The following is an 18,179-nucleotide window of genomic DNA, read 5'->3' as shown; positions in this document are numbered from 1 at the left end:
AATACAGAACAAGAAGCCAACAGGCGACGGCACGACAGTGCCAGCATAATCTGGAGAATTACATGCAGCTTAAACGTGTGGCAGAAGCCAAACTGCCAACCCCCTGGGGTGATTTCCTGATGGTGGGATTTGAAGAACTGGCAACCGGACACGATCACGTCGCACTGGTTTTTGGCGATATCACTGGTCAAACGCCTGTTCTGGCGCGTGTCCACTCCGAATGTCTGACTGGCGATGCATTGTTTAGCCTGCGTTGCGATTGCGGCTTCCAGCTCGAAGCGGCTCTCACCCACATTGCTGAAGAAGGGCGCGGTATCCTGCTTTATCATCGTCAGGAAGGACGCAATATCGGCCTGCTCAATAAAATCCGCGCCTACGCGTTGCAGGACCAGGGTTATGATACCGTTGAGGCTAACCATCAGTTGGGCTTTGCGGCAGATGAGCGTGATTTCACGCTGTGTGCGGATATGTTCAAGCTGCTGGGCGTGGACGAAGTTCGTTTGCTGACCAATAACCCGAAAAAAGTGGAAATTCTGACCGAAGCGGGAATCAATATTGTTGAACGCGTGCCGCTGATTGTGGGTCGTAACCCGAACAATGAACATTACCTGGACACCAAAGCCGCCAAGATGGGGCATTTGCTGGGCAAGTAATGGTTGTTACCGCCGATAAAAAAGCCTGCTCTCGCAGGCTTTATACATTTTAATTCAACATATTACGAATCACGTAGTGCAGAATACCATCGTTTTGGTAGTAAGTTAGCTCCGTCGCGGTATCGATACGGCAGCGGCATAAAATCACCTCTTTACGTCCATCTGAGCGAACCATATTCACCGGTACTGTTGCGCCCGGCTTGATGTTTTGCAGGTCCGTAATATCGATCGCTTCCTCACCTGTTAGCCCCAGCGTTTTGCGCGTGACGCCCTGCGGAAATTCCAGCGGCAAAATCCCCATACCAATCAGGTTAGAACGGTGAATTCGCTCAAAGGACTCAGCGATAACTACGCGAATCCCCAGCAAGCGCGGGCCTTTTGCCGCCCAGTCGCGACTGGAGCCAGAGCCATACTCTTTCCCGGCAATAACCGCCAGGGGGATATTCTCCTGTTGATATTGCATAGCCGCATCATAGATAGCCACTACCTCGGTTCCCGGCAAATGACGCGTCATCCCACCTTCCACGCCGGGTACCATCTCATTACGAATACGAATATTGGCAAAGGTACCGCGCATCATCACTTCATGATTCCCGCGGCGTGAACCATAGGAGTTAAAATCTTTACGCTCAACGCCGTGGCTTTGCAGATAACGACCTGCCGGGCTATCCGGCTTAATACTGCCGGCAGGAGAAATATGGTCGGTGGTGACGGAATCCCCAAGCATCGCGAGGATACGCGCACCATGAATGTCCTGGACCGGATCCGGCGTAGCCTGCATTCCATCGAAGAACGGCGACAAGCGGATATAAGTTGAGTCAGACTGCCAACCATAGGTATCAGCCCGATCAACCTGGATAGCTTTCCATTCTGGCGTGCCTTCAAAGACTTCAGCGTACTCTTTATGGAACATGGCGGTAGAAACCTGCTCCACGGCACGGGCAATTTCCTGAGCCGTCGGCCAGATATCTTTCAGATAAACGGGATCGCCCTTTTTGTCATGGCCTAACGGATCTTTCGTCAGATTGATATTCATATTCCCTGCTAGCGCATATGCCACCACCAGCGGCGGAGACGCCAACCAGTTGGTCTTCACGAGCGGATGGATACGCCCCTCAAAGTTTCGGTTGCCGGAAAGTACGGCGCCAACGGTGAGATCGCCTTTTTTGATGGCTGTCTCGATAGGATCGGGTAACGGACCCGAGTTACCAATACAGGTGGTACAGCCATAACCTACAAGGTTAAATCCCAGCTCATCAAGGTACGGCGTGAACCCAGCCTGCGCCAGATAATCAGACACCACCTTCGAACCTGGCGCCAGCGAGGCTTTCACCCAAGGCTGACGTTTCAGACCAAGTGTCACTGCTTTTTTCGCCAGCAGTCCCGCCGCCATTAATACGCTTGGGTTAGAGGTGTTGGTACAGGAAGTTATAGCTGCTATCACCACCGCACCGTCCGGCAGCTTATACTGCTGGCCGCTCATGGTGTAGTCCACGGGCTGACGGTCTTTCAGCGAGCTATTTACTTCGAGTTCATTGCTCGCCGAAAACGCTTTCGGAACATCAGCCAGTGCCACCCGATCCTGCGGGCGCTTCGGTCCGGCAAGGCTAGCTTCCACACTGCCCATATCCAGCTCCAGTGAACTGGTAAATACGGGTTCATCCCCTGGATTACGCCACATTCCCTGCGCTTTGGCATAGGCGCTGACCAACTCAACCTGCTCCTCACTGCGTCCACTCAGACGCATATATTCAAGAGTGATGCCATCGATCGGGAAGAAACCGCAGGTTGCGCCGTATTCCGGTGACATGTTCGCAATGGTTGCCCGATCGGCCAGCGGTAAGGTGTCGAGGCCATCACCATAGAATTCAACAAATTTACCGACCACGCCGTGCTTACGCAGCATCTGGGTAACGGTTAAAACCAGGTCGGTAGCGGTGATACCTTCCCGCAGTTTGCCCACTAGTTTAAAGCCTACGACATCCGGGATAAGCATAGAGACCGGTTGACCCAGCATTGCTGCTTCAGCCTCAATGCCTCCAACGCCCCATCCCAGCACACCGAGACCATTAATCATTGTCGTATGGGAATCGGTACCGACCAGCGTATCGGGATAAGCCACCCACTCACCGTCCTGTAACTCGCTCCAGACGGCTTTGCCAAGATATTCAAGGTTTACCTGGTGGCAAATCCCCGTTCCCGGCGGTACAACGCTGAAGCGACTAAATGCCTGCTGTCCCCATTTCAGGAACACATAACGTTCATGGTTACGTTCCATTTCCAGGCGAACGTTTTCTTCGAAAGCATCATCATCACCAAAACGGTCCACCGTTACCGAGTGGTCAATGACAAGGTCCACTGGCGAAAGCGGATTCACTTTTGCCGTATCTCCCCCCAGACGTTTCACAGCTTCGCGCATGGCGGCAAGATCGACCACCGCCGGCACGCCGGTAAAATCCTGCATCAGAACACGAGCGGGTCGATAGGCAATTTCACGATCGGCATGGGCGGTCTTCAGCCAATGCGCGAGAGCATGAATATCATCTTCGGTAACGGAATTGCCATCCTGCCAACGAAGCAGGTTTTCCAGCAACACTTTTAGCGATTTGGGTAGTCGGGTGATATCACCCAGTGATTTAGCAGCCAGAGGCAAACTGTAGTAGCGGTAGGTTTTATCTTTAACCTGCAATGTGTCCTTACTGGCTTCTCGTAGGGTCGACGACATAGCTCCTCCTTAAATGACAGGGTTGGATCCCCTGATTTTCCTCAGGGTTAGTATTAAAGATAACACAAACAAAATGTAACGCTTTGATAACAACTCAAAATGATAAAAGTAGCGGGCGATATAAAAGCGCGAACTGAGGTCGATGGTAAGGAGGAAGGTCTAGCCGTGTAGATTAATAGGATGAATATTCAGCAGGCAATAGAGCAATGGATAATACGTTGATTAGGTTGTTGATGACGATTACATGGATAAATGATTCGATATTCAAGGGCACAAGGTAATCGTTATTATTATAAAATACGTACGAATTATTGTTTCTGTTCATCATCATCAGTTAACAGATCAATAAACGCCCGTTGTTCAGGAGAAAGGTTCCAGGATTCGGGTACCTTCTGCCCCTTCTCTGCGACGGTTTTGCTCTCTTGTTCATGGTCATGAGGCGATAGCGTTTCGGTAGAGTGCTGCTCTGGTGCGGACATATTTACCCCCACACATTCCAGGCCACGAGTGCGACAATAATCCAGAATATCGCAGAACCAAGAAATACGGCGAACCAGGCTTTACGTTTCATCACCGGATCCCTGCGTGCTGGCTGGTTTCCTGAAGGCATCGCTAACCTCATACTATCGAAATCACTTATCATTTAGGCACCAAACAATCGGTACAATTAATCATCAGATAGGAGGAATCCTAATAAAAAAGGCGAAAAAAAGCCAGTTAATTTTCAGACTCGTCCTGATAAATAAATCGATTGTTTGATCGGTTATAAATATTTGAAAGGAATTTTTGGCAAGCTGACTAATTTGAAACTACTTTAGAGAACTTTTTCCATAAACTATATATGGTTAATTTATTCACGGTAAATTATCAATTAATTCAGTGTTTCCCGTCGGTATCGCTTTATGCTTATGGATACCGACGAGGTTACAGCCGTTATTATTTCTCAGGCAATTTAATATCTTTAAACATGGCTTCAATATCATCGTTGGAACGCAGCGCCACCGCCGTGTCCACCACATCACGCGTCAAATGCGGCGCGAAACGTTGAATGAAATCATACATGTAACTGCGTAAGAAGGTGCTGCGACGAAAACCAATTTTGGTGGTGCTATGGCTGAAGATATCGTGAGCATCCACGCGTACCAGGTCAGGATCGGAAACAGGATCAACCGCCATACTGGCAATTACACCCACGCCAAGGCCCAGACGAACATAGGTTTTAATGACATCAGCATCGGTCGCGGTAAAGACAATACGTGGCTCCAGACCCGCGCGGTTGAACGCGGTGTCCAGCTCCGAGCGTCCGGTAAAACCAAACGTGTAGGTCACCAGCGGATACTGTGCCAGTTCCTCAATAGAAACCGAAGATTTTCCCGCCAACGGATGATCCGGCGTGACGACGATTGAGCGGTTCCAGTGGTAGCAAGGTAACATCACTAGGTCGTCATACAGGTGCAAAGCTTCCGTCGCGATAGCAAAATCTGCATTTCCTTTCGAAACGGCTTCGGCGATTTGCGTCGGCGATCCCTGGTGCATATGCAATGAGACGCGAGGATAGCGCTCAATAAAACCTTTAATCACGTTCGGTAAAGCGTAACGCGCCTGAGTATGCGTAGTGGCGATATATAACGAGCCTTTGTCCGGCCAGGTATGTTCGCCAGCAACGGACTTAATGGCATCCACCTTCGACAGAACTTCTCGCGCAATACGAATAACTTCCTGCCCTGCTGGCGTAACCTGCGTCAGGTGCTTACCGCTACGGGCGAAAATCTGGATGCCAAGTTCATCTTCCAGCATACGAACTTGCTTACTGATACCGGGCTGCGAGGTATAAAGCCCTTCCGCTGTTGAGGAGACATTAAGGTTGTGGTTCACCACCTCAACAATGTAGCGAAGCTGCTGTAATTTCATGTTATGCCATCCCGATTCGCGCCATCAAATCATCGTTTCAGTGCAGGCTCGCGGGCGCTGCTAATACGATTTAATAATAAAAAGTCTGTTAACTATAACCACTATATCATTTCTATGTACGCTGTATAGGTATGACAAAAAATAATATGCGAGAAACAAAAAGGGCCGCTTACGCGACCCTTGAGGAGAAATTCAGCCGAAACGCTGTTATTTCTTCCCTTCTACCCATTTGCCGTCAACGAAGAACGCGGACCAGCCAGTCGCCTTACCGTCTTTCTCAGCGGCAACGTATTGCTGCTTGGTTTTACGGCTGAAACGAACCATGGACTTGTTACCATCCGGATCAGTTTGCGGCGCATCTGCCAGATAACGCAGTTTTTCCGGCAGGCGATCGCGGAAGCGGTACAACTCTTCCACCAACGGCGCACGAGTCTCACGTGATTTCGGGAACGTATTTGCAGCCAGGAAGATACCTGCAGCACCATCACGTAACACGAAATACGCGTCAGATTTTTCACACGGCAGTTCCGGCAACGGAACTGGGTCTTCTTTCGGCGGAGCGACCTCACCGTTACGCAGGATCTTACGGGTGTTTTTGCACTCGTCGTTAGTACACGCCATGTACTTGCCGAAACGTCCCATTTTCAGGTGCATTTCAGAACCACATTTTTCGCACTCGACGATAGGACCGTCATATCCCTTGATACGGAACTCGCCCTCTTCGATCTCGTAGCCGTCGCAGGTTGGGTTATTACCACACACATGCAATTTACGCTTAGGATCGATAAGATAACTGTCCATTGCCGTACCGCACTTCTGGCAGCGGCGTTTGGCGCGCAATGCGTTCGTTTCCGCGTCGTCGCCTTCCAGCACGTTCAATACTTCGTTTTCCGGCACCAGGTTAATGGTGGTTTTGCAACGCTCTTTCGGGGAAAGTGCGTAGCCGGAGCAACCAAGGAAAACGCCGGTACTGGCGGTACGAATACCCATTTTGCGTCCGCAGGTCGGGCAATCAATGCTGGTCAGCACCATCTGGTTCGGACGCATACCGCCTTCTTCAGGATCTTTCTCGGCTTTATCCAGTTGCTGAGTAAAATCAGTGAAGAAGTTGTCGAGTACGCCCTTCCATTCGGCTTCTTTATTCGCCACCTGGTCGAGGCTATCTTCCATCTGCGCGGTAAAATCGTAGTTCATCAGTTCGCGGAAGTTTTCTTCCAGCCGATCGGTGACGATTTCACCCATTTTTTCAGCGTAAAAGCGACGATTTTCAACGCGAACATAACCGCGATCCTGAATCGTAGAAATGATCGACGCATAGGTAGATGGGCGACCAATGCCACGCTTTTCAAGCTCTTTAACCAGCGAAGCTTCACTGAAGCGCGCAGGCGGTTTAGTAAAGTGCTGTGCTGGCGTCAGTTCGATAAGCGTCAGCGTATCGCCTTTGTCCACCGCCGGTAAGATGCGATCTTCATCGCCTTTACGCAACGCTGGCATCACTTTCGTCCAGCCATCGAAGCGCAGAATACGACCGCGCGCCTTCAGGCGGAAATCACCCGCACCCACGGTGAGCGTGGTGGAATCATATTTAGCTGGGGTCATCTGACAGGCAACAAACTGGCGCCAGATCAGCTGATACAGTTTTTGCGCATCAGCTTCCATATCTTTCAGCGATTCCGCCTGTACGGCGACATCAGAAGGACGGATAGCTTCGTGCGCTTCCTGCGAGTTCTCTTTGCTGGCGTACTGGTTCGCGCTCTCCGGCAGATATTTTTTACCAAAATTATCGCTGATGTAATCGCGAACCATGGTCACTGCATCCTGGCTCAGGTTGGTTGAGTCAGTACGCATGTAAGTGATGTAACCCGCTTCATACAAACGCTGCGCCATCATCATGGTTTTCTTCACACCGAAGCCGAGACGCGTGCTCGCAGCCTGCTGTAGCGTGGAGGTAATGAACGGTGCGCCCGGCTTGCTGCTGGTCGGTTTATCTTCACGTTCCAATACGCTATAGCGCGCTTTTTCCAACAGGCTAACAGCGGCAAGCGTTTGTTCCCGATTTACGGGACGGAACGGCTTATCATTTTGATGCGTCACCTCAAGCGGCAACGCGTCGCCGCCCGGCGTGGTCGTGTTAGCATCAATTTCCCAGAACTCTTCTGGAACAAATGCTTTGATTTCGCGTTCACGCTCAACCACCAGACGCACAGCCACAGACTGTACGCGACCAGCTGACAGACCGCGTGCAATTTTTTTCCACAGCAGTGGCGACACCATATAGCCCACAACACGGTCCATAAAGCGGCGCGCCTGTTGCGCATTAACACGATCGATGTTCAACTCGCCCGGTTTTTCAAACGCCTGGCGAATAGCATTTTTGGTAATTTCATTAAACACCACGCGGCTGTAGCGGGTGTCGTCGCCACCGATGACTTCCCGCAGGTGCCATGCAATGGCTTCCCCTTCGCGGTCAAGGTCAGTTGCGAGATAGATGTGGTCGGCTTTTTCAGCCAGTTGCTTCAGTTCAGAAACAACTTTCTCTTTACCAGGCAGCACTTCATAGCGCGCATCCCAGTTGTGCCACGGGTCAACACCCATACGGTTGACGAGAGCGCCACGTTCATCCTTTTTGGGCTTTTTAGCCGTTTTGGTGGAGGTTGAGTCGGCGCTCTTTTTAGTTGCTGAGCCACTGGTCGGCAAATCACGGATATGACCGACGCTGGATTTCACCACGTAGTCATTACCCAGATACTTGTTGATCGTTTTGGCTTTTGCCGGGGACTCAACGATGACAAGAGCTTTACCCATATTCACCTTTACCTAATTTGATTCTTCCAGAATGCGTCGCACGTTGATTCACCTTCCACTGGCGACGAGACATCGATATGGTCTCTGCGTCGGCGGATATCAACCCTTTAAACTGATTCGCGCTTGTAATGTAACTCTCATGTAACTGAGTTAACAGGATTTTTTTCTCACAAACGCTCTAGCACGACGAAGTATTGGTCGAATGTCAAGCAAATCTGTTGCCAGATTGACGAAAGCGTCACACTGTACCTGATAAAATGCGTTACGCAACTTTATTAGCATGCAAAAACAAATCTCGCCAGTTGTAACACTGTCGTAAAACCTTCATTTATGTCAGGGAATATTTGCCCATAAGACGGGCTCAGCGTAGACTAATGTCCTTGTTTAAGGAGTAAATCATGCATAAAGACACTCAACCCATCGATCGCGAAACACTGCTGATTGAAGCCAACAAAATCATTCGTGAGCATGAGGACACGCTGGCGGGGATTGTCGCCACCGGCGTTACGCAGCGAAACGGCGTGCTGGTTTTCAGCGGAGATTACTTTTTAGACGAGCAAGGGCTACCAACGCCCAAAAGTACGGCGGTGTTTAATATGTTTAAACACCTGGCGCACGTACTTTCCGAAAAGTATCACTTGATCGATTAACACGAGTAATAATTTGCCGGATGGCGGCATCGGCTTATCCAGCCTATATTGATGCATATTTGTAGGCCGGATAGGAGATATGTGAGCATCGCTATCCGGCAATGACAATTTTACATCAGTGGCTTCTGCCCCCGCTGCCACCAGCGCATCAGCAAACGATCGGCGCTCTCCGCCGCACTACCGGTGAAACGATCCATCAGCTTTTTACGCTGCAGATAGCGAACGTTCAACACTTCACGACCTTCCATCAGCCCGAGGATCACCTCATCGCTGGTATTGATCTCATCCACCAGCCCATTTGCCAGCGCCTGTTGACCAAACCAGTGTTCACCGGTGGCAACCTGCTCAATGTCCAGAGTCGGACGCATGCGCTGCACAAAATCTTTAAACAGATGATGCGTTTCGTTCAGATCTTCGCGGAATTTCTGCCGCCCTTCTTCCGTGTTTTCACCGAGTAAGGTCAACGTACGCTTATACTGTCCGGCGGTGTGCAGTTCGATATCAATATCTTTCCCTTTCAGGAAGCGGTTAAAGTTCGGGATCTGCGCCACCACGCCAATTGAGCCGACGATAGCAAACGGCGCCGAGACAATTTTATCCGCCACGCAGGCCATCATATATCCGCCGCTCGCAGCGACTTTATCTACCGTAACGGTCAGCGGGATCTGCTTATCGCGCAGACGTTGTAACTGGGACGCAGCCAGGCCATAACCATGTACCACACCACCCGGACTTTCCAGACGAACCACCACTTGATCCTGAGGTTTAACAACCGCCAGCACAGCCGTCACCTCTTCGCGTAATGCGCTGACCTCATGGGCATCCATACTGCCTTTAAAATCAAGCACCCATACACGAGGTTTATCTGATGACGTACTGTCACCCAGTTTCGCTTTTGCCTTAGCCGCTTTCGCCTCCAGCTTTTGTTTCTTTTTCTGCGCCTTATGCCAGAATTTTTGCTGATGCCCATCCAATAAGGCTAGCGACAGGTCTTCCTTCATCTCTTTATATTGATCGCTGAGGTTAATAACCCGCAATTCCCCACGCTGACGTTTGCGTTGTGTCGCGTTTACGATCAGCATCACCACCACTGCAATAGCCACCACGACAGTGACAATTTTTGCCAAAAACAACCCATATTCAGACAACAATTCCACGAGATCCACCTTGGTTAAACAACGCGACTTCCGCTCAGTGTACAACAGGCGTGTCACCTCGTCTTGCTTCATACATCCAGTGCTGAATCAGTAAAAAGCATGACAAAGCGTTCATTTTGCGGTGTTATTGCCTTTGGCTGATTGAAAAAGTACAGGGTTTAAGGCATAAAGCCCAAAAGTTATCGCGAACGAGATATCCAGGACGTCGCCGAGGAGTTGCCGTGCATTACCAACCTAAACAAGACCTTCTACAGGGCCGCATTATTCTTATCACCGGTGCCAGCGATGGTATCGGACGCGAGGCCGCGCAGACCTATGCACGCTATGGCGCGACAGTTATCCTGCATGGGCGTAACGAAGAAAAACTGCGTCAGGTTGCCCGCACTATCGCCGATGAAAACGGAACACAACCACAGTGGTTTACACTGGATCTACTGACCTGTACCTCTGAAGAATGTCACCAGCTTGCGCAGCGCATTGCTGCACATTTCCCGCGTCTGGATGGCGTACTGCATAACGCCGGATTACTCGGCGATATTTGTCCAATGAGTGAACAAAACCCGCAGATCTGGCAGGATGTGATGCAGGTAAATGTAAATGCCACTTTTATGCTGACTCAGGCATTGCTGCCGTTGTTACTCAAATCCGATGCCGGATCGCTGGTCTTTACCTCTTCCAGTGTCGGTCGCCAGGGACGCGCCAATTGGGGAGCATATGCCACCTCAAAATTTGCGACCGAAGGGATGATGCAGGTTCTGGCTGATGAGTATCAAAACCGTCATCTGCGCGTAAACTGTATCAATCCTGGTGGGACGCGAACTGGCATGCGAGCCAGCGCATTCCCAACGGAAGATCCGCAAAAATTGAAAACTCCCGCCGATATTATGCCGCTCTACCTGTGGCTGATGGGCGATGACAGCCGCCGTAAAACCGGTATGACTTTTGATGCCCAACCGGGCCGTAAACCAGGAATTGCCCAATGAGTGAAGAACGCTATCAGCAACGTCAACAGCGCGTAAAAGATCGGGTTGATGCACGCGTTGCCGCAGCGAAAGATGAGCGCGGAATTATCATCGTGTTCACCGGAAATGGTAAGGGTAAAACCACCGCCGCATTCGGTACCGCCACGCGCGCGGTGGGCCATGGTAAAAAAGTCGGCGTCGTACAATTTATTAAAGGTACGTGGCCAAACGGAGAACGTAACTTACTTGAACCCCACGGCGTAGAGTTTCAGGTTATGGCGACAGGATTTACCTGGGAAACGCAGAACCGCGAGTCTGACACCGCAGCCTGTATGGCCGTGTGGGAACATGGCAAGCGGATGCTGGCCGACGATGAACTGGATATGGTGATACTGGATGAGCTGACCTACATGGTGGCATACGACTATCTGCCGCTTGAAGAGGTCATCAATGCCCTGAACGCGCGCCCAGCCCATCAAACGGTCATTATCACCGGCCGTGGATGTCATCGCGATATTCTGGAGTTAGCAGATACAGTCAGCGAGCTGCGCCCGGTCAAGCATGCGTTTGAAGCGGGCGTGAAAGCCCAACCAGGGATCGATTATTGAGTGTAGGCCGGATAAGGCGTTTGCGCTGTATCCGGCTCCACGCTAACGCCTGATGGCGCTTTGTTTATCAGGTGGGGTTATGATTAACCGTTGTTGCTGCGACCACCCGGACGACGGCTGCTGCCAACCTGAGAGTGGCGCTTCACCGCACGACGGATCTGATTCGCCTTCATGCGACGGCGATCTTTCTCGACGGCCACTTTAGAAGTCGTTTCCGGCTTCAGCTCCACCAGTTCACGCAGATAGTTGGTCTGAGCAAGATCAAGCTCTGTCCAGCCACCACGCGGCAGGCCTTTCGGCAGCGGGATATCACCGTAACGGACACGAATCAGACGGCTTACCTGTACACCTACAGCTTCCCACAGGCGGCGGACTTCACGGTTACGCCCTTCGGTCAGCGTGACGTTATACCACTGGTTGATCCCTTCACCACCGCTGAACTTGATCGTTTTAAATGCCGCCGGACCATCTTCCAGCTGCACGCCACGACTCAGATCGCGCAGTTTTGCATCATCAACCTGACCAAACACACGTACCGCATATTCACGCTCAACTTCGCGGCTTGGGTGCATCAGACGGTTAGCCAATTCACCATCGGTGGTAAACAGCAGTAAACCGCAGGTATTCACGTCCAGACGCCCTACGGCAATCCAGCGCGCATCACGCAGTTTTGGTAAACGATCAAACACGGTCGGACGACCTTCTGGGTCGTTTCGGGTACACAGTTCGCCTTCTGGCTTGTAATAGGCCAGAACACGGCAGATTTGCTCCGCAGACTCTTTAACCGAAATCAGATGACCGTCGATACGGATTTTCAGACCCGGAGTGACTTCAACGCGATCGCCGAGCGTGGCAATTTTGCCATCAACGCTCACGCGACCCGCGGCAATAATAGATTCGATTTCACGGCGAGAACCGTGGCCAGCACGCGCCAGCACTTTTTGTAACTTTTCGCTCATAGAGCTTCCTTTAGGTGTCGCCTTCACAGGCGTCGATATATGATCAGCAAATCTTTATAAATCAATACATTAGCATGTTTAGATGAAAGCCATTATACGCGATGTTTACCACATTGTAACCTACTTTGTTGTACACCATGTGCATCACTTTAACCGTAGATGTTGATCATATTTTACGCAAAGAAAAAGGAGCGGAAGCTCCTTTGATATATCAACCACCAGTGCTACTTTGACCACTCATCATTGAAAGCGTAAGCGATTGCATGAAACTGGCTTGCGAACTTCTCGCCGTAAAATCCACATACTCACTCAAGCGACCTGTGTCAGATTGAATCGTTAGCGGTACTTCCGGCGCTACCGTTAGATTGAATACAGGGGAAAGGTTATAAGCTGGCGCATTACCGCTGCCAAGTAGCATTGCACTTTCACGTAGCGACTCACCAGACATGCTATATTGATTAACTGCTGTTCCTGCTTGCTGACTTCCAATACCCAGCCAATCCATAACCACTGGACCCACTGCACGGGTATCAAACCCAGTTCTATCAGCGATCCACTGTGCAGCATCATTGGCAGATCCAGTAACAGCGCCATCGTATAGAGCCTGGGCTGCTGGCTTTTGTGTATCAAAAAACCATTCAGGGAAGCGCTGGCGTAGAGCACTATTCAGATCAGCCACTACACCTGCGATCTCAGAAACAAACCCCGTCACCTGAGATGCCAGATTGCCCAGCCCCTCACCTAACAGCCCTGCATTCTGGTTAATCACCTGTGTATTTTTCACAAGTTCATCACCACTATCAGCAAAACCACGCATGAAGCCCGTAAACATCTGATTATCTACACCGTTGAGCAAATTCCCCATAGCCACAGATAAATCACCAAACTTGTAAGTAAGGGCTATCTGATCATCTGATAGTGTTTGCCCTGAATCGACAAGCCCTTTCAGGGTGGCATTAAACTGCTCGCCGTTGTTCTTGAAGAGGTCTATATAGTGCGCCCCATCGTCGAAGATGTTTTCCAGAAGGTGGGCTAACTCCCCGTCTTTCATTCCACGACGCTGACCTTCATTTACTACTGCCTGTAAAAAATCGAGTGGGTTCTCTTCATATTGGACAATATTGGACTTACTCCAACCAAACTTGTTAAGGATTTCTTCAGTGTTTGTGTTGCCGCCCTTCCATTTCCCAGACTTCTGATCAAATTGGCTATTCATAAGGGTTTCACTGATTTTCTCTCGGGTATCTTTCCCAAAACCATCGGTGATCTTGTCAACAGACGCACTGTCCACGCCATTTTGCTTCCCCCAGGTTACAATCGTTTTAACAGCATTCGGGTTTAGCCTGGTACGCTCAGACATTCGGATAAGTTCAAGATTTTCATTCCCTTTATCAATAATGCGTTGTCCCACGCCCAGAGATCCTGCTGTCAATACAACACTACCCAATATATTTCCCATTCCTAGGGAATGACTTGCTTTAGAATGTTTAAGCTTATCTGTTGCCGCTGCATACTGTGTACGCTGTGCTTGAACAACTTTAGCCTGTTGTGCAGCTTCTCTACGTAAAAGCGTAGTACGCTCGCGGATCAGAGCATTCATACGCTGTGAGCTAATATTGCCTTTTGCATACTCTTCTGTTTGCTTCTGGATGAAACGTAACGCTTCATAATGCTGTTTAGTGTTAAGTCCATATTTACCTTTAATACCGGACACCTGAAGACCTGCATGGCGTAGCTTGAGTTCTGCTGTCTCCTGACGCTTTTGTAGCTGTTGCTGTGCTCTCAGATTTGCTTTTTCATCCTTTGCTCTCTGCTTCTCTGCTGCACGTTGTGCTTTCAGTTCGGCAGTGTCACGGGGTTTATCATTAAAGCGTGCATCATCGACCTGCTGTCGGGCTTTCTGTCTGCGTTGTTTCTGAGTCTTGAGGCGAATTTTGGGATCTTTGATCTTAGAGAAATGACGTTGCAAGTTGTCTGCTGCTTTCTTTGCTTCGGCAATACTTTGCTTGTCAACGGTGAATGTCACCGTATTACGGATTTGGCTGACGTTCAGCTCAAGCATTATTCACCGCCTTACTTTTCTAAAAAATGATGGATAGCCTGTTCGACCGTTTCACCACGGAATATCCGTGATCTAACACCTGTATATGAAATATCAAGCAGATCGCAAAAAGATTTTAGTTTTAATAATCCTTCTGCATCATCAGCGCTGACTCGTACATGTAACCCACGATTGGATTTAATAATCATTTCCACTTAAATATCCTCATTATGATCTGGAAATAAAAAAGGGATGCCACCAGAGTCACATTAGCACTGTGGGTTAGTAAGCATCCCTCATTAAAAAGCCTGAATATTAAGCAGTGATAGTGATCTTCACCTGCATACCTAAACAGTGGTTAACAGGTAATGCGCTGTTTTCGTGCATAACGTGGTAAGCATCACCGCGCTCACTCAGGTAGCCCCAAGAGTAATATTCAGCAGGTGCAGCATCTATCAACGCGAAATTGCCAGAGGCAGCGCCGTAGATGTTCTGATATGCGTTTGTGCCTTTGCTGAATACAGGAACCGCCACCATATCGGCATCATCTGGCATCTGTGCGAGGATCAGCGGATCTGTGGTTTTAACTACATCGATAGGCGCACCAGGCAGGCTAAAAGTTGAAACGCCAGGTAGAAGCTCATGACGCTGGTAGAACAGATTACGCTCATCGTATGGTGCTACATACTGGAACACCTTAGACATACTGTCAGAGAAGCGGATCTGGCTGAATGCAGCAGGTTTGGCGAATACGATCACTCGTTCAATCTGTCCAGCCTGCCCACCTGCGGCAGCCTGAATCTTGTCCAGAATGGCATCAAAATCTTGTGCCGCCGTCGCTGTGCTCACACTGGCTGTCATTGGCACAACGCCAAACAGTTCAGCATAAGAGATCAGCAGGTCATCAGTTGCAGGGGTATACACTTCACCTTTGAACAGTGCACGGGCCAGGTAAGATTCACGGGTACGCAGATAAGCAATCTTATGTTTCCCGGTGTATTCGGTGTACAGGTCGGTAACGGTTTGTTCGTAGTCCGTTCCCTGCACTCTGCGGCCTTGTACATCTACAGGTTTAAACTCATCTTCCCTTGCAAACCAAGGGATCTCGATAAGGTATTCTTTGCCATTCTGACGGGCTGTAGTGTCGTGGTTTGAGGAATAACGGCTCTGTGGCATGTTAAACAGGCTGTAGTTATCATCAAGAAGCTGTGTTACTACCACTTTCGGACTCTGAACGCCTACCCCGTCGAAGAGGTCGAGGGCATTCATAAGGTAGTTCCGTTCTGGTAGAGCCTGGAAGATTGGCGCTAAGTCCACCATCTCACGCCCAATTGCGATTTTAGTCATTAGTGATCATCCTTGATTAAGAAGTGAAGAATGGACGGCATACGAACCCTTTGGATTCGAGCGCGGTGATAGCTGCGACGTGATTCGCAGCGTTCAGATTGTCGGCTTTCAGTGCTACGAAACTGCCAACGTTTGGCGCACGTAGGACATTCACGGTTTTACCGCCGCCAGCGCTGACGAAATCGGACACCACCACAAAGGCATCAGCGCCAGAGGTGTACAGAGCACCATCAGCGCCGATAACGTCACCACACTGAATATCCGCTGGCAGGTCGAAAACATGACCTTCGACGGCTGCAAAAGAATCCGTGGCGTAACTCACTACGTCGGTAAAACTTTTACGAATGAGGAAAAGTTCGGTTAGGTCTACAATCATTGTTGTTTTATTTCCTTTGATTTGATTGCGATCCGTTCCTGCATACTTATTTGAGTTGTATCCTCAGAAGGAAAACACTGTTCTACAGCTTTTTCTATTTCTTCTACGGTGCATCCTGCTATTTCAGCCACTTTAGCTATTAGTTCAGGATTAACTTGAATCACTTCAGATTTGTATTTCAGGACTCGGTCGCGATTATTTAATAGAAACATTATTGTTCCTTCGCATTTTTTCATACAACATTATTGCTGCACGATGAATAATAAAAAGAGGCGATTAACCCCATGGAGAGAATGATTTTGCTAGAAATCATTATTAACATCATTACCAATGAAGGAACGAGGTTAAGAATAAAATATAAAAAAGAACCCCCGTTTATTTATCTTAGGAGATTTAAAAGATCGGGGGTACTTTGCGTCTGTTAAACGTGAAGCCCTCACGCTGGCAATAACAGATCATTTATTTCATCATCTATATATTCTTTTAACAGATAATATAAAAAGTTATAAAAGCTTTAGTTGAAAACATCTGCTTTATTATCTGAAAGCGGAGATACGGCGGTGATTGTTCATAGCGCCAACACAAAGACGATATGACCGCTGTATTCCTTTGATAATAATAACAAAGAAAATAGCCAGAAAGTTTTCAGGGAGGGATCCCACAGTTCGGGAGAACAAAGCCCCACTTATTGGAGAATGGTGCTCCGAAAGAAGTTGCAACAACTTACACTATTTATCATTTTTTATTATACAACATTTTTGCTTTATTGTCAATATTTTTATTTATTAGATATGCATTTTTATGCAATAGGCTTCGTAAGTACCTCATTCCCAATCTCAAGCGAAAGATCCATAAGTTCCTGAGTTATCCACTGAAAGGAATAAGAAAGTTCCTTAAGATCGTTTTCTACACACCAGGCCTCTTCCTGTGTGATTGTGCTACCGTCATACTCCACCAGAAGCACTGTAACCCTCAGGAGATGCACCAGAGCGATTATCCCCTTCTCTGCCTGAGAAACAGCTCTCAGGAGCACCTGTGGCGTTCTTTCACGGTGTGTATCATTAACAAGCTGGAGAACAGGCATATGCCACGCATCGTGGAATGAGTTTAGCAATGCGGTAACAGTGCTCATTGTATTAGTCATTACTGATTATTTCCTTATTATCAAATAAAATATCAACGTCTTGAATATGACGGAATAAAGAATTTATGGTGATATAACCGACATAATCTGTGTAATGTTCAGCGAATAGTTGCCACCGTTTTAAATGGCTGCTATCGACAAGGTATTCTTTCCTACTGCGTGGTTTATAGAAGACATTCTCAGAAGAGGCTAAAATATCCTGCAATAGTTCAAACTCTGATCCGGTTGGAACCGTTGGAGGGTGTTCTATTACTTCTGTTATCCATTCACCTGGAATAGACTCTCGTGATTGTTCTTTCAGCTTATGACTGTATTTAGGGCTAACGCGTACTGTTTTTTCAATACGTATTAAGTTGTTTCTTCTTTTACCCATTATTCCTCTCAGGAGGAAATACCCATTTTCTTGTTAATATCCAGGTGGCATAGAATGCAAAGAACCAGTAGAAAGCAATAATCATATGTTATTTCCCGATTGTGTTATTTAGATTCGTGTTGCTGATCATTCATTTGAATAGATGATCTCATAATCCGAAACTATAGATTTTATAGTTACGTCGAAATACCCTGTTTCTTTAAAATCAATCATACCGAAAGATTTAAGGGAATGTAGCCAGAACATTACACCACCTTGCGAACATCCAGCGCGTTCGATAATGTCATCGTATCGGATTTTGGTTGGTTTGGATTTGTAGAAGTATTGCAATGTTTCTAATACACGCTTTCCAGCGTCGTTAATCTGAATACGGGTGATTCCGTTTTTTACTAAGGAAGGTGCGAATAAGCGGGGAAATTCTTCTCGGCTGACTCAGTCATTTCATTTCTTCATGTTTGAGCCGATTTT

Annotated in this window: 18 protein-coding genes; 4 read left to right on the top strand and 14 right to left on the bottom strand. The window is 48.5% G+C overall.

Annotation, left to right across the window (positions count from 1 at the left end; all coding sequences use genetic code 11):
* The first annotated feature begins 62 nt into the window (after positions 1 to 62).
* A complete protein-coding gene (gene ribA, locus OGX67_RS15355; protein ID WP_003020601.1) occupies positions 63 to 653 on the top strand; it encodes a GTP cyclohydrolase II in 591 nt (196 codons plus the stop codon).
* A gap of 49 nt (positions 654 to 702) precedes the next feature.
* Here the strand turns inward: ribA and acnA are convergent, their stop codons facing one another.
* The 5 genes from acnA to topA all read right to left on the bottom strand — a co-directional run bounded on the left by acnA (position 703) and on the right by topA (position 8,094).
* Positions 703 to 3,378: an aconitate hydratase AcnA gene (gene acnA / locus OGX67_RS15350; RefSeq protein ID WP_003843985.1), complete on the bottom strand. Its 2,676-nt coding sequence runs from the start codon at positions 3,376 to 3,378 to the stop codon at positions 703 to 705.
* Positions 3,379 to 3,686: 308 nt separating this feature from the next.
* Positions 3,687 to 3,857, bottom strand: a complete 171-nt coding sequence (locus OGX67_RS15345; RefSeq protein WP_008322403.1) for a YciX family protein — start codon at positions 3,855 to 3,857, stop codon at positions 3,687 to 3,689.
* 2 nt (positions 3,858 to 3,859) lie between these two features.
* The gene (locus OGX67_RS15340) at positions 3,860 to 4,000 is read right to left on the bottom strand and encodes a YmiA family putative membrane protein (protein ID WP_213083937.1); all 141 of its coding nucleotides are present in this window, start codon (positions 3,998 to 4,000) and stop codon (positions 3,860 to 3,862) included.
* 314 nt (positions 4,001 to 4,314) lie between these two features.
* On the bottom strand, positions 4,315 to 5,289 hold the full coding sequence (cysB, locus tag OGX67_RS15335; protein ID WP_003020610.1) for an HTH-type transcriptional regulator CysB: 975 nt from the start codon (positions 5,287 to 5,289) through the stop codon (positions 4,315 to 4,317).
* Positions 5,290 to 5,496: 207 nt separating this feature from the next.
* Complete coding sequence (gene topA, locus OGX67_RS15330; protein ID WP_192465158.1) at positions 5,497 to 8,094, bottom strand: type I DNA topoisomerase; 2,598 nt, start codon at positions 8,092 to 8,094, stop codon at positions 5,497 to 5,499.
* 398 nt (positions 8,095 to 8,492) lie between these two features.
* On the opposite strand from topA, the gene OGX67_RS15325 reads away from it, so the two are divergent.
* Positions 8,493 to 8,744, top strand: a complete 252-nt coding sequence (locus tag OGX67_RS15325; RefSeq protein WP_003020616.1) for a YciN family protein — start codon at positions 8,493 to 8,495, stop codon at positions 8,742 to 8,744.
* A 110-nt stretch (positions 8,745 to 8,854) separates the two neighbouring features.
* On the opposite strand, the gene sohB is transcribed toward OGX67_RS15325, so the two are convergent.
* Positions 8,855 to 9,901 (bottom strand): protease SohB, encoded by a 1,047-nt coding sequence (sohB, locus tag OGX67_RS15320; protein WP_003843986.1) that lies wholly within the window; start codon positions 9,899 to 9,901, stop codon positions 8,855 to 8,857.
* Between the two features lie 221 nt (positions 9,902 to 10,122).
* On the opposite strand from sohB, the gene OGX67_RS15315 reads away from it, so the two are divergent.
* Together OGX67_RS15315 and cobO are read left to right on the top strand one after the other, a co-directional pair.
* Positions 10,123 to 10,884, top strand: coding sequence for a YciK family oxidoreductase (locus OGX67_RS15315; protein WP_003840709.1), 762 nt, complete (start codon positions 10,123 to 10,125; stop codon positions 10,882 to 10,884).
* Positions 10,881 to 11,471 carry a cob(I)yrinic acid a,c-diamide adenosyltransferase gene (gene cobO, locus OGX67_RS15310; protein ID WP_003840707.1) on the top strand — a complete coding sequence of 197 codons (591 nt, stop codon included), beginning with the start codon at positions 10,881 to 10,883 and terminating at the stop codon, positions 11,469 to 11,471. The genes OGX67_RS15315 and cobO overlap by 4 nt, the downstream gene beginning before the upstream one ends.
* A gap of 83 nt (positions 11,472 to 11,554) precedes the next feature.
* On the opposite strand, the gene rluB is transcribed toward cobO, so the two are convergent.
* From rluB to OGX67_RS15270, 8 genes are all read right to left on the bottom strand, one after another.
* Positions 11,555 to 12,430: a 23S rRNA pseudouridine(2605) synthase RluB gene (rluB, locus tag OGX67_RS15305; protein WP_003020625.1), complete on the bottom strand. Its 876-nt coding sequence runs from the start codon at positions 12,428 to 12,430 to the stop codon at positions 11,555 to 11,557.
* 211 nt (positions 12,431 to 12,641) lie between these two features.
* Positions 12,642 to 14,492, bottom strand: coding sequence for a hypothetical protein (locus OGX67_RS15300; RefSeq protein ID WP_125363574.1), 1,851 nt, complete (start codon positions 14,490 to 14,492; stop codon positions 12,642 to 12,644).
* An 11-nt stretch (positions 14,493 to 14,503) separates the two neighbouring features.
* Positions 14,504 to 14,686, bottom strand: a complete 183-nt coding sequence (locus OGX67_RS15295) for a hypothetical protein (protein WP_125363575.1) — start codon at positions 14,684 to 14,686, stop codon at positions 14,504 to 14,506.
* 100 nt (positions 14,687 to 14,786) lie between these two features.
* The gene (locus OGX67_RS15290) at positions 14,787 to 15,818 is read right to left on the bottom strand and encodes a major capsid protein (RefSeq protein WP_060682131.1); all 1,032 of its coding nucleotides are present in this window, start codon (positions 15,816 to 15,818) and stop codon (positions 14,787 to 14,789) included.
* Positions 15,819 to 15,834: 16 nt separating this feature from the next.
* Positions 15,835 to 16,194: a hypothetical protein gene (locus OGX67_RS15285; protein WP_049015085.1), complete on the bottom strand. Its 360-nt coding sequence runs from the start codon at positions 16,192 to 16,194 to the stop codon at positions 15,835 to 15,837.
* Positions 16,191 to 16,406: a hypothetical protein gene (locus tag OGX67_RS15280; protein WP_049015081.1), complete on the bottom strand. Its 216-nt coding sequence runs from the start codon at positions 16,404 to 16,406 to the stop codon at positions 16,191 to 16,193. Before OGX67_RS15280 ends, OGX67_RS15285 begins: the two co-directional genes overlap by 4 nt.
* A 587-nt stretch (positions 16,407 to 16,993) precedes the next feature.
* On the bottom strand, positions 16,994 to 17,338 hold the full coding sequence (locus OGX67_RS15275) for a hypothetical protein (RefSeq protein ID WP_049014256.1): 345 nt from the start codon (positions 17,336 to 17,338) through the stop codon (positions 16,994 to 16,996).
* Positions 17,331 to 17,711 carry a hypothetical protein gene (locus OGX67_RS15270; protein WP_049014258.1) on the bottom strand — a complete coding sequence of 127 codons (381 nt, stop codon included), beginning with the start codon at positions 17,709 to 17,711 and terminating at the stop codon, positions 17,331 to 17,333. Before OGX67_RS15270 ends, OGX67_RS15275 begins: the two co-directional genes overlap by 8 nt.
* Between the last annotated feature and the right edge of the window lie 468 nt (positions 17,712 to 18,179).

This window comes from Citrobacter sp. Cf118 (genome assembly GCF_030334095.1).
Taxonomy (GTDB): domain Bacteria; phylum Pseudomonadota; class Gammaproteobacteria; order Enterobacterales; family Enterobacteriaceae; genus Citrobacter; species Citrobacter freundii.
Note: the sequence above shows the minus strand (reverse complement) of the source record. Positions and strands in the feature narration are given on the sequence as shown.